An 11,242-nucleotide genomic window follows, 5' to 3' on the forward strand; every position below is an offset into this window, starting at 1 on the left:
CGATGGCGGCATTGAGGGCGAGCAGGTTGGTCTGCTCGGCGATCTCGCGGATGGTGTTGACGATCGAGGTGATCTGTTGCGAGTGCTGCGACAGTTCGCCGATGTTCAGCGAGGAAGCATCCAGGGTATTCGCGATCTTGAGCATTTCCTCCACCGCGCTCTGGATGATCAGCGCGCCGTGTTCGGCGACGGTGCGGGTCTCGGTGGACAGGGTATGGGCCTGGTGGGCGTTGTCCGCCTCGGCCTGGTAGCGGCGCATGCGGTCGCTGACGTCGCTGGCGAACTTGACCACCTTGAACAGCTTGCCGTCGGCGTCGTAGACCGGGTTGTAGCTGGCTTCCAGCCAGACCGGCTGGCCGTTGCGGTGGACCCGGCGGAACTGCCCGGTGACGTACTCGCCGCGATTCAGGCGGCGCCAGAGGTCGGCGTACTGCGGGCCGTCGCGGTAGCCCGGTTCGCAGAACTGGCGGTGGTTGGCGCTGGCCAGCTCGGCTCGGCCATAGCCCATGGTGGCGAGGAAGTTGTCGTTGGCCGCGAGGACATTGCCGTCGAGGTCGAACTCGATCATCGCCATCGAGCGGGACAGGGCATCCAGCTTGCTCTGCATCTCGTGTTCCTGGTGGACGATGGCATCGATGTCGCTGGCGTACTTGACCACCTTGAGCAGTCGACCCTGCCCGTCGCGTACGGGGTTGTAGGTGGCTTCCAGCCAGAGTGGCCGGCCCTCGCGGGTAATGCGCTTGCAGCGGCCGGAAAAGTGTTCGCCGCGCCGCAGGCGTTCCCAGAAGCGCCGGTAGTCTTCCGATTGCGCGTAGGCGCCGTCGCAAAGCTGGCGATGCGGTTTGCCGAGGATCTCGTCGCGGCGGTAGCCCAGCAGGGTCAGGAAATTCTCATTGGCATCGGTGATGTTGCCGTCGGGGTCGAACTCCACGCGCGCCATGGAGCGGTCCAGCGCTGCCATGTGCAGGCGCTCGGCGGCGAGTTGCTGTTGCAAGTCGGCGTTCATCTGTCGGTACTTGCGAGTGAACATGAGAAACATCCTTGGATAGAGAGGGGCTCATCCCAGTCTTCGGCGCGGACGGACGGGAGTTGAGAGGGCGGGACGATTGTATTTTTTCATCGAACGACAAAAATTCGTCGTTATTCTTAATGGGTGAAGAAAGTTGCTGCCATTCGTCGGAAATATGACGTTTTTGCGAGCGAGAGAATGCCTCTCCGCCTGTGGCACACTGGGCCCCTTCCAGGAGTCGTCCCATGTCACGTATCCGCTGCGAGCGTTGCGCTCGCCCCGCCTGCCACTGCCTCTGCGCATTGATTCCCTCCTTGCCGTCGCGTACGCGGGTGCTGGTCCTGCAGCACCCCAGCGAGGTCGGGCACGCGCTGAATACCGCAGGGTTGGCCGTGCTCGGCTTGCGCAATGCGGAATTGCGGGTCGGCGAGCGTTTCGCCGAGGAGACCTGGCGAGTGCCGGGCTACCGGGCCTGCCTGCTGTTTCCCGGCGAGCAGGCGCGAGCGCTGGCGGGGATGGCCGCCGAGGCCGCCGGCGAGCCCCTCCTGCTGGTGGTGCCGGACGGCACCTGGCGCAAGGCGCGCAAGCTGCTGCACCTGAACCCGGCCCTGGCGGCCCTGCCGCGGGTGAGCCTGGCCGAAGGCATGGCGTCGCGTTATCGCCTGCGCAAGGCGCCGGGAGAGGGCGCGCTGTCGACCATCGAAGCAATCGCTGCGGCGCTCGACGAACTGGAGGCGCCGCGTACCCACGAAGCCTTGCTGAAACCGTTCGATGCCCTGATCGAGGGGCAGATCGCGGCGATGGGGGAGGATACCTACCGGCGCAACCATCTCAGCCAGGAGCGCCGCCGCCGATAGCGGTCGAGCAGTTCCGGGATTGCCGTTTCGCGCCAGAACTCCGGGCTGACCATGCCGCTGGACATGCCGCCGTGGGCGTGGCGCGCGAGGTAGATCAGGGCATCGTATTCCAGCGGATGGCCGCTGAGGCGCTCGAAGGTCTCGCCGAGCAGGCGTTCCAGGGCCGCGGCGGAGGCCGGCCAGGGCGCGTCCGCCAGTTGCCCGGCCATTTCCTGCCAGAGGTAGGGGTCGCCACGGCCGCCCCAGCGCGAGGGTTCCCGTTCGAAGAGTTCGGCGATGCGCAGTCTGGCCATGTCGGTCGGTCGTGTCTGTCGAAAGCGAAAAGTATGCCCGATTGGCGGGACCGCATGGGCGGAGTAGACTGCCGCGGTCTTTCCTTCCGTACGAGGTGTTCGTCCGATGCGCAATTGATGCTGCCGTGTCCGCACGGCCGGTTTTCCGTCCCTGGCCCGAGGGCCCGGGGGAATGCATGCATCAAGGGGGTATCCATGACGAATACGTCGACCCTGACGCTCGATGGCGTCTCTTTCCAGCTGCCGGACGGCAGCCTTCTGTTTTCCGATCTCGACGAAACCTTCGACACCCGGCACACCGGGCTGGTGGGACGCAACGGCGTCGGCAAGTCGCTGCTCGCGCGCCTGCTCGCCGGACACTTGCAGCCGTCCAGCGGCAGCGTCCGGCGCCAGGGGCGCGTGCGCTACCTGGCGCAGCAGCTCGATCCGGCCGAGTATCCGACCGTCGCCGACCTGGCTGGCGTCCGCCCATGGCTGGAGGCGCTGGCGCGGATCGAGGCGGGTAGCATCGACGACGCCGACTACGAATGCCTGGGCGAGCGCTGGGACATCCGCCAAAGGCTGGCCGACGCCCTAGCCGCCGAGGGGCTCGGCCATCTCCGCGCGGATACCCCGAGCGAACGCCTGAGCGGCGGCGAATGCATGCGCGTAGCGCTGCTCGGCGCATTCCTCGACGACGCCGACTTTCTCATCCTCGACGAACCGAGCAACCCTCTCGACGGGCCGGCACGCGCTTTGCTGCGGGCGCGCCTGGCGGCATGGGACGGCGGCCTGCTGCTGGTCAGCCATGACCGCGAACTGCTCGAGGGCATGCAGCGGATCGTCGAGCTGTCGACCCTCGGCCTGCGCAGCTATGGCGGCGGCTATTCCTTCTACGCGCAGAGCCGGGAGGAGGCGCGCGAGGTCGCCGAACGTCGTCTGGACCAGCGTCGTCTGGAGCGCAAGCGGCAGACCCTGGCCATGCGCGAACAGCAGCAGCGCCAGGAGCGGCGCCAGGCCAGCGGCCGGCGCGAAGGCAAGACGGCGAACCAGGCGAAGATCCTGCTCGGTGGGTTCAGGGAACGTAGCGAGGTCAGCGCCGGCAAGCTGCGCAATGCCCACCAGGCGGAGCGCGAGCGCCTCGGCCGCGAGGTGCGCGAGGCTGCCAGGGAGGTCGAGGAGGCGTCGCCGCTGCTGCTCGATTCGCCCGATGCCGAACTGGCGGCGCAGCGCCGGATCGTCGAGTTGAAGGGCGCGGTCCTGCCGCATCTGCGCGGGCCGTTGCGCGAAATCGACCTGCTCCTGAGCGGTCCGCGACGGCTGGCGCTGGTCGGCCCGAACGGCAGCGGCAAGTCGACCCTGCTGCGGCTGCTGGCCGGGCAACGGGCGCCGCTGGCGGGAACCTGCGCGGTGACGGTGGGCGCCGCCTATCTCGACCAGCGGCTGAGCGTGCTGGACCACGGGCGAGGCGTGCTGGAGCAGTTGCTGGAGGTCAATCGCAGTCGCGGCGAAAGCTGGCTGCGCACGCGCCTGGCGCAACTCGGCTTGCCGGCCGAACGGCTCTCCCAGCCGTGCGCGACGCTGAGCGGCGGCGAACGCCTGAAGGCGGCCCTGGCCCTGGTGCTCTATGCCGACCGGCCGGCGCAGTTGCTATTGCTCGACGAGCCGGACAACCACCTCGACCTGGCTGCGCGGCAGGCCCTGGAAAGCATGCTCGGGCAGTTCCGTGGGGCCTTGCTGGTGGTGTCCCACGACCCGGTGTTTCTCCGCCACCTGGCGCTGGACGGCGAACTGCGGGCTACTGCCGCGGGTTGGCGCCTGGAGGACCGATGAGCTGGCCATCCGCCGCGATCTGCAGGAGGCTGACTCCGCCGTGGCTGAAACCGATGGCGAGGAGTTTGTCGCTGACTGCCAGGCACAGCGGTATGGCGTCTGCCGTGCGGTAGCGCCAGCGACATTCGCCGCTGGCGAGGTCGCGTACCTCGACCTGACCATCGACCAGCGCCAGTGCGATCCATTGTCCGCCGGGGAACGGCGCGAAGGCGCTGACCTGGGCGGACAGGGTGGCGCCCCAGAGCGTGCCGCGGCTCTCCAGGTCGTAGCAGGTCAGGCGCTGGGTACCGTAGGCGTGATACGGCGAGTTGTAGACCTTGGCGTTGAGCAGCAGGCGATTGCCCAGCAGGCAGCCGTGCAGGTTGTTGAAGTGCTCCGGGTGGCGCTCCAGGCGTAGCACTTCGCGGGTCTTGAAGGTCTGCGGGTCGAGGCGGAACAGGCCCTTGTCCTGGTGCTGCTCCGGCGGATTGCCGGCCAGGTAGAAGAAGGCTTCGCCACGGTCGATGCGCAGATGGTGGTTGAACAGGTCGTAGTGTCCGAGACGGCGCCTGTGGACGATCCGGCCGGCCGGGTCGAGCACGAGGTCTTCCAGGTCTTTGCCCTCGAGGGCGATCTGGCGGGCGAGAAAACCGCCTTGGGCGGATTGCGCCAGCAGATGGCGGCAGTCGCTCAGGAGCAGCGGTTGTCCCGGCGTTAGCGGCACCTTGAACAGTCGCTGGGCGGCATACCCGAGTTGCAGATTGACCAGCAGGCTGTCGTCCGTGGCGTTATGGAAGACCTGCAGGCACTGGCCCCGTTCGGCCAGTTCGAAGCTGCGCAGGCTGTCGTCGGCCAGATTCCAGAGCTCGAGCCGGGGGCTGGCGCGGGCGATGGCCAGGCGTTGTCCGTCGAGAAAGCACAGGTCCCACACCGGTGGACGATGCAGGAACCGCCGATCTTTGCCCAGGGCTAGGTTTTCCAGGATCGGCAGCGCTGCTTCGCGTTGTGTCGAGGCAGGGTAGAGGGCCCAGTCGAAGGGCAGGCGGGTGCCGGGCAGGTCGTCCAGCACCAGTGGGGCGTCGACCGGAAAGGCTAGCGAATGGCGCTGGCGGAACAACGGTCGGTCCTCCAGGTCGTCGCTGGGGGCGACGGTGAAGGTCAGGCGCCGGCCGTCGTCCTCGAAGTCGCAGGCGAGCACTTCGCGGTTGTCGGCGAGCAGCGATTGGGTCTTGCCGCTCGCGTAGTCCCAGGCCAGCAGACCGCCTTCGAAGAAGGCGCCGCCGTCGTAGCGTCCGCCGCCGATCACCAGTACGGGCCGGCTCGGGTGCCAGGCGATGGCGTTGAGCGGAAAGCCCAGGTCCGGCAGGACGGCGATGCATTCGAGGTCGCCGCCGCGGTACAGGCGCAGGCTCTGTTCGTAGACGTCGAGCTGTCGGCCCGGGTGTTGCCCATGAAAGGCGCTGGCCACCGCGAGGAGCGCGCCGCCGGGAGCCTGGAACACGGCGTAGGGCTCGCCGATGTCGGCGAAGGCGCAAGCGGGCAGCCTGCGGCCGGAAGGAAGCGGGGAGCTGGGCATGGGCGATACCGGGATAATAGAGTCGGGCGCAGTGTCGTTCATTCGTCGTTTCGGGAAAAGCATGAGAAGCGCGGCTGTTCCGACCGGTCGTTTTCTTCTAGGATGGCGCTCCCTTCCTCCCTCGTCGCCGCCGCTGTGCACCGTCCATGCGTTGATTCGCGCCACGGGCATCCAGGCGACGAACCTCAGCGTGGCGCCCGGCCTGGCGGTCGCGGCTGCCTTTCGTTCTACCTGGAATCTTTCGGATAAAGGAATCCAGCATGCACATTCGCAAGCGCGTCGACGCCGACAACACGGCATTGGTCGACCTGTGGGAACGTTCCGTCCGCGCGACCCACGACTTTCTCAGTGAAGCGGACATCGTCGAGCTTTACCCACAGGTCCGCGACCTGTACCTGCCGGCCGTCGAGGTCTGGGTGCTGGTCGACGACGACGGCGTGGCCCAGGGCTTCATTGGCCTGAACCAGGCGCATGTCGAGATGCTCTTCGTCGAACCCGGGCTGCGCGGCCGGGGTATCGGCCGACGCCTGCTCGATCATGCGCGGGCGACCTGGCCGCGCCTGAGCGTCGATGTCAACGAGCAGAACCCGCAGGCCTGCGGTTTCTATCGACACTATGGGTTCCGCCAGACCGGCCGCTCCGCGACCGACTCGGCGGGGCGGCCGTTCCCGCTGCTGCACATGAGCCTCTAGGAGGGCGCGGCACCTCGCCACGTGGGGCGAGGTGCCGCGCAACATCCGGAAAAGTTTTCCCCGGCCAGATGCTTTCAACTGCAAGCATCCGTTTGAGACAGGTCAAACGTTGCGGCGCAGGCCTGCCCGATAGTTCTGTTCAACAGAACGAGGCGCAGGAATCCCATGAACGGCATCCCACCCCTGTCTTCCCGCGACGCCCATGCCAGCCCGCCGCAACGGGTGCTGGAACGATTGCACAGCTCCGCCGCCGGCCTGGACGCGGACGAGGCCGCCCGCCGCCTGGCGGCGCACGGCTACAACCGGTTGCCCGCGCCGAAACGCCAGGGGCCGCTGCTGCGCTTGCTGCGGCAGTTCCACAACGTCCTGCTGTACATGATGCTGTTCGCCTCGCTGGTCACCGCGCTGCTCGGCTTCTGGGTGGACAGTGCGGTAATCCTCCTGGCGGTGGTGGTCAACGCGCTGATCGGTTTCGTCCAGGAGGGCAAGGCGGCCAACGCGCTGGACGCCATCCGCGACATGCTTTCGCTGCATGCCCTGGTCCTGCGCGACGGCCAGCGCCAGGCGCTGGACGCCGAACGCCTGGTACCGGGCGACGTGGTGCTGCTGGCCTCCGGCGACCGGGTGCCGGCCGACCTGCGGCTGTTCGAAACGAAGAACTTCCATGTCGACGAGTCGGCCCTGACCGGCGAGTCGGTGCCGGTGGAGAAGGGCTGCGTCGCGGTGGCCATCGACGCGTTGCTCGGCGACCGCCGTTGCATGGCCTATTCCGGCACCCTGGTGACCAGCGGCCAGGCGCGCGGAGTGGTGGTCGCCACCGCCGGGGATACCGAACTGGGCCGGATCGGTACGCTGTTGCGCGAAGTCCGCACCCTGGCCACTCCGCTGCTGCGACAGATCGCCAGCTTCAGTCGCTGGCTGGCCCTGGCGATCCTGCTGCTGGCCGGCGCCACTTTCGTCCTCGGCACCCTCTGGCAGGGCCAGCCGATGGTGGACATGTTCATGCTGGTGGTGGCGCTGACCGCCTCGGCGATTCCCGAGGGACTGCCGGCGATCATGACGGTGATCCTCGCCCTCGGCGTACAGCGCATGGCCCGGCGCAACGCCATCGTCAGCCGCCTGCCGGCGGTGGAGACGCTGGGTTCGGTGACGGTGATCTGCTCGGACAAGACCGGCACCCTGACCCGCAACGAGATGACCGTGCAGCGTATCGTCACCGCCGACCAGGTGATCGAGGTCAGCGGCGCCGGCTACGCTCCGCTGGGTGGTTTCAGCCACAACGGCGAAGGCCTCGATCCCGCCGGACGCGACGATCTGCAGGAGATCGGTCGCGCGGCGCTGTTGTGCAACGAGGCGCGCCTGCACCAGGAGGGCGAGGCATGGCAACTGGAGGGCGACCCCACCGAAGGCGCGCTGCTCAGCCTCGGCCTCAAGCTGGGCCTCGATCCGCAGGCGCTGGCGGCGGAACGGCCACGCAGCGATGCGATTCCGTTCGAGTCCGAGCATCGCTTCATGGCCACCCTGCACCACGACCACGCGGGCCAGGCGATGGTCTACCTGAAGGGCGCGCCGGAGCGCATCCTCGACATGTGCGAGGCTGAACGGGTGGGCGACTCGGTGCGGTCGCTCGACCCGGATTACTGGCGGCGCCTGGCCACCGACACCGCCGCTCGCGGCCTGCGCCTGCTGGCCATCGCCCGACGGGCGATGCCGGCGGAGCAGCGCACGCTGGATTTCGCCGACGTGGAACATGGCTTCACCCTGCTGGCCCTGGTGGGCATCATCGATCCGCCGCGCGAGGAGGCCGTGGCCGCGGTCGCCGAATGCCAGGCGGCGGGTATCGCGGTGAAGATGATCACTGGTGACCACGTCGACACCGCGCGGGCGATCGGAGCCATGCTCGGGATCGGCATCGACCGGCCGGCGCTGACCGGCGCGGAGATCGAACTGCTCGACGACCAGCGCCTGCGCGAAGTGCTGCCGGGCGTCGATGTGTTCGCCCGCGCCAGCCCCGAGCACAAGCTGCGCCTGGTGCAGGCCCTGCAGGCCAGCGGCGAGGTGGTGGCGATGACCGGCGACGGGGTCAACGATGCGCCGGCGCTGAAGCGCGCCGACGTCGGCGTAGCGATGGGCAACAAGGGCACCGAGGCGGCCAAGGAGGCGGCCGAGGTGGTCCTCGCCGACGACAATTTCGCCACCATCGCCAATGCCGTGCGCGAGGGAAGGGCGGTCTACGACAACCTGAAGAAATTCATCCTCTTCATGCTGCCGACCAACGGTGGCGAGGCGCTGATCGTGATCGCCGCGATCCTGTTCCAGTTGACCCTGCCGATGACGCCGGCGCAGATCCTCTGGATCAACATGGTCACCTCCAGCACCCTGGGCCTGGCGCTGGCCTTCGATCCGGCCGAGCGCGGCCTGATGCAGCGTCCGCCGCGCCCGCCGGCGGAGCCCCTGTTGTCGCTGTTCTTCGTCTGGCGGGTGCTGCTGGTCTCGCTGCTGATGATGGCGGGCGCCCTGGGCCTGTTCCTCTGGGAGCTGGAGCATGGCACCGGGCTGGAGCGCGCGCGGACCATGGCGGTGAACAGCGTGGTGGTGTGCGAGATGTTCTACCTGCTCAACAGCCGGCATATCTACGATTCGGTGCTCAGCCGCGAGGGCCTGTTCGGCAACCGCCAGGTCTTGCTGGCGATCGCCGCCTGCGTGGTGCTGCAACTGCTCTATACCTACGCGCCGCCGTTGCAGGCGCTGTTCGGCTCGGTCGGCCTGGCCCCGGGCGAGTGGGCGCGGGTGCTGCTGGCCGGGCTCGGCCTGTTCTGCGTCGCCGAACTGGAAAAGTGGCTATGTCGCCGGGTCCGTGCCCGGCAGGCCTGATGCCGCGAGGTCGCCCCTTTGGCCACGGCGCTGTGCCTTTGCCCGTGCGCCGCGCACCGACGACTGCGCCTCGGATCGCCCGGCCGAGAGCGGTCGCACGCGTGGCGATGGGCCGACAGTGAACCCGGGGACCAGGCGTGACTGGGTATTCAGTTCGCATAAAATGTGATCTAGATCACATTTAAACGTTTGCTTACCCTCTAGGACGGGTATCGTACTAGGTGCATCAAACGCCGCGGTCTATTGTTAAGTGGGACTGAAATGTGCCTTTCCGGCACAACGCCAACTCTATAGAGTGGGCTGACTGGACATCTTCAGGGGTCGTCGGGCACGGGCGCATGCGCCTCGGCAGGAAGCCGGGATTCTCGGACTGCCGTACAACGTGCCGGATATCGGGTGCCGAATCCATATTTGGCTGATTGGTTAATAGTTTAAGAAGAACGTAGCGCTATGGCCTTGGTTGACGGTTTTCTTGAGCTGGAACGCTCAAGTGGAAAATTGGAGTGGAGCGCCATCCTGCAGAAGATGGCGAGCGACCTTGGATTCTCGAAGATCCTCTTCGGCCTGTTGCCTAAGGACAGCCAGGACTACGAGAACGCCTTCATCGTCGGCAACTACCCGGCCGCCTGGCGCGAGCATTACGACCGGGCTGGCTACGCGCGGGTCGACCCAACGGTCAGTCACTGTACCCAGAGCGTACTGCCGATTTTCTGGGAACCGTCCATCTACCAGACGCGAAAGCAGCACGAGTTCTTCGAGGAAGCCTCGGCCGCCGGCCTGGTGTATGGGCTGACCATGCCGCTGCATGGTGCGCGCGGCGAACTCGGCGCGCTGAGCCTCAGCGTGGAAGCGGAAAACCGGGCCGAGGCCAACCGTTTCATGGAGTCGGTCCTGCCGACCCTGTGGATGCTCAAGGACTACGCACTGCAGAGCGGTGCCGGACTGGCCTTCGAACATCCGGTCAGCAAACCGGTGGTTCTGACCAGCCGGGAGAAGGAAGTGTTGCAGTGGTGCGCCATCGGCAAGACCAGTTGGGAGATATCGGTTATCTGCAACTGCTCGGAAGCCAATGTGAACTTCCATATGGGAAATATTCGGCGGAAGTTCGGTGTGACCTCCCGCCGCGTAGCGGCCATTATGGCCGTTAATTTGGGTCTTATTACTCTCTGATCTTGCCTCTCAGGTCGGCGAGCTGGCGATCGGTAATTTGCCCTTCTATATAGAAATGCAAAAGCAGGTATATAGGGAAGGGCAGGTTCTCGCCATTCTCGAAACGACTGCCGCAGGATTGGCTTATCCCGAAGCGGCTCCAGAAAGTTTCCTGGCTTTCCCGTCGGGCGGTGCGGGTGGCCTTTGCCCGGAAGGCCATGTTTTGGGGCTGTGTTCTCTCGTGTGAAGCCATTGCTCTGATCTTTTCGGACGTTTCTTCGAGCCTAGCAAGGGTCCGGGTTCACCGAAATCTATCTCATTTGCTAGTTATAAAATTATGAAATTTGCATAAATTCTTCAGCTTCCTATTTGGAGGAAGTGAAGATGATCGTACAAATTGGTCGGCGCGAAGAGTTCGATAAAAAACTGCTGGGCGAGATGCACAAGTTGCGTGCTCAAGTGTTCAAGGAGCGCAAAGGCTGGGACGTTAGTGTCATCGACGAGATGGAAATCGATGGTTATGACGCACTCAGTCCTTATTACATGTTGATCCAGGAAGATACTCCTGAAGCCCAGGTTTTCGGTTGCTGGCGAATTCTCGATACCACTGGCCCCTACATGCTGAAGAACACCTTCCCGGAGCTTCTGCACGGCAAGGAAGCGCCTTGCTCGCCGCACATCTGGGAACTCAGCCGTTTCGCCATCAACTCTGGACAGAAAGGCTCGCTGGGCTTTTCCGACTGTACGCTGGAGGCGATGCGCGCGCTGGCCCGCTACAGCCTGCAGAACGACATCCAGACGCTGGTGACGGTAACCACCGTAGGCGTGGAGAAGATGATGATCCGTGCCGGCCTGGACGTATCGCGCTTCGGTCCGCACCTGAAGATCGGCATCGAGCGCGCGGTGGCCTTGCGCATCGAACTCAATGCCAAGACCCAGATCGCGCTTTACGGGGGAGTGCTGGTGGAACAGCGACTGGCGGTTTCATGACGGGGACCTGT

The 11,242-nt window shown here is 65.9% G+C and carries 10 protein-coding genes; 6 read left to right on the forward strand and 4 right to left on the reverse strand.

Features of this window, described 5'->3' with window-relative positions:
- A partial coding sequence (bdlA, locus tag HMPREF2914_RS15785; RefSeq protein WP_083323306.1) for a biofilm dispersion protein BdlA occupies positions 1 to 961 on the reverse strand: 961 nt, incomplete at its 3' end.
- Positions 962 to 1,254: 293 nt separating this feature from the next.
- On the opposite strand from bdlA, the gene HMPREF2914_RS15790 reads away from it, so the two are divergent.
- Entirely contained in the window at positions 1,255 to 1,866 is a 612-nt protein-coding gene (locus HMPREF2914_RS15790) for a tRNA-uridine aminocarboxypropyltransferase (protein ID WP_023092040.1), read from the forward strand.
- On the opposite strand, the gene HMPREF2914_RS15795 is transcribed toward HMPREF2914_RS15790, so the two are convergent.
- Complete coding sequence (locus tag HMPREF2914_RS15795) at positions 1,824 to 2,159, reverse strand: hypothetical protein (protein WP_003087031.1); 336 nt, start codon at positions 2,157 to 2,159, stop codon at positions 1,824 to 1,826. The two genes, HMPREF2914_RS15790 and HMPREF2914_RS15795, sit on opposite strands and share 43 nt — an antisense overlap.
- A 195-nt stretch (positions 2,160 to 2,354) precedes the next feature.
- Between HMPREF2914_RS15795 and HMPREF2914_RS15800 the strand changes: the two genes are divergently transcribed.
- Entirely contained in the window at positions 2,355 to 3,971 is a 1,617-nt protein-coding gene (locus HMPREF2914_RS15800; RefSeq protein WP_023092039.1) for an ATP-binding cassette domain-containing protein, read from the forward strand.
- Here HMPREF2914_RS15800 and HMPREF2914_RS15805 read toward each other — a convergent pair.
- Positions 3,937 to 5,526 (reverse strand): hypothetical protein, encoded by a 1,590-nt coding sequence (locus HMPREF2914_RS15805; RefSeq protein WP_023092038.1) that lies wholly within the window; start codon positions 5,524 to 5,526, stop codon positions 3,937 to 3,939. The genes HMPREF2914_RS15800 and HMPREF2914_RS15805 overlap by 35 nt on opposite strands.
- 260 nt (positions 5,527 to 5,786) lie before the next feature.
- On the opposite strand from HMPREF2914_RS15805, the gene HMPREF2914_RS15810 reads away from it, so the two are divergent.
- The 3 genes from HMPREF2914_RS15810 to lasR all read left to right on the forward strand — a co-directional run bounded on the left by HMPREF2914_RS15810 (position 5,787) and on the right by lasR (position 10,262).
- On the forward strand, positions 5,787 to 6,218 hold the full coding sequence (locus tag HMPREF2914_RS15810) for an acetyltransferase (protein WP_003082981.1): 432 nt from the start codon (positions 5,787 to 5,789) through the stop codon (positions 6,216 to 6,218).
- Positions 6,219 to 6,383: 165 nt separating this feature from the next.
- Entirely contained in the window at positions 6,384 to 9,092 is a 2,709-nt protein-coding gene (locus HMPREF2914_RS15815; protein ID WP_003087057.1) for a cation-transporting P-type ATPase, read from the forward strand.
- A 450-nt stretch (positions 9,093 to 9,542) separates the two neighbouring features.
- Complete coding sequence (gene lasR / locus HMPREF2914_RS15820) at positions 9,543 to 10,262, forward strand: transcriptional regulator LasR (RefSeq protein ID WP_003082999.1); 720 nt, start codon at positions 9,543 to 9,545, stop codon at positions 10,260 to 10,262.
- Here the strand turns inward: lasR and rsaL are convergent.
- Positions 10,252 to 10,494 carry a quorum-sensing transcriptional regulator RsaL gene (rsaL, locus tag HMPREF2914_RS15825; protein WP_003083010.1) on the reverse strand — a complete coding sequence of 81 codons (243 nt, stop codon included), beginning with the start codon at positions 10,492 to 10,494 and terminating at the stop codon, positions 10,252 to 10,254. The genes lasR and rsaL overlap by 11 nt on opposite strands.
- A gap of 131 nt (positions 10,495 to 10,625) precedes the next feature.
- On the opposite strand from rsaL, the gene lasI reads away from it, so the two are divergent.
- Positions 10,626 to 11,231 (forward strand): acyl-homoserine-lactone synthase LasI, encoded by a 606-nt coding sequence (gene lasI, locus HMPREF2914_RS15830; RefSeq protein WP_003083017.1) that lies wholly within the window; start codon positions 10,626 to 10,628, stop codon positions 11,229 to 11,231.
- The last annotated feature ends 11 nt before the right edge of the window (positions 11,232 to 11,242 follow it).

This window comes from Pseudomonas sp. HMSC067G02, from assembly GCF_001813485.1.
GTDB classification, from domain to species: domain Bacteria; phylum Pseudomonadota; class Gammaproteobacteria; order Pseudomonadales; family Pseudomonadaceae; genus Pseudomonas; species Pseudomonas aeruginosa.

Excerpts from the sequence above, each read along its gene's own strand:
- HMPREF2914_RS15790 (WP_023092040.1), top strand. The coding sequence starts at position 1,255 with ATGTCACGTATCCGCTGCGAGCGTTGCGCTCGCCCCGCCTGCCACTGC.
- HMPREF2914_RS15795 (WP_003087031.1), bottom strand. The coding sequence starts at position 2,159 with ATGGCCAGACTGCGCATCGCCGAACTCTTCGAACGGGAACCCTCGCGC.
- HMPREF2914_RS15800 (WP_023092039.1), top strand. The coding sequence starts at position 2,355 with ATGACGAATACGTCGACCCTGACGCTCGATGGCGTCTCTTTCCAGCTG.
- HMPREF2914_RS15805 (WP_023092038.1), bottom strand. The coding sequence starts at position 5,526 with ATGCCCAGCTCCCCGCTTCCTTCCGGCCGCAGGCTGCCCGCTTGCGCC.
- HMPREF2914_RS15810 (WP_003082981.1), top strand. The coding sequence starts at position 5,787 with ATGCACATTCGCAAGCGCGTCGACGCCGACAACACGGCATTGGTCGAC.
- HMPREF2914_RS15815 (WP_003087057.1), top strand. The coding sequence starts at position 6,384 with ATGAACGGCATCCCACCCCTGTCTTCCCGCGACGCCCATGCCAGCCCG.
- lasR (WP_003082999.1), top strand. The coding sequence starts at position 9,543 with ATGGCCTTGGTTGACGGTTTTCTTGAGCTGGAACGCTCAAGTGGAAAA.
- rsaL (WP_003083010.1), bottom strand. The coding sequence starts at position 10,494 with ATGGCTTCACACGAGAGAACACAGCCCCAAAACATGGCCTTCCGGGCA.
- lasI (WP_003083017.1), top strand. The coding sequence starts at position 10,626 with ATGATCGTACAAATTGGTCGGCGCGAAGAGTTCGATAAAAAACTGCTG.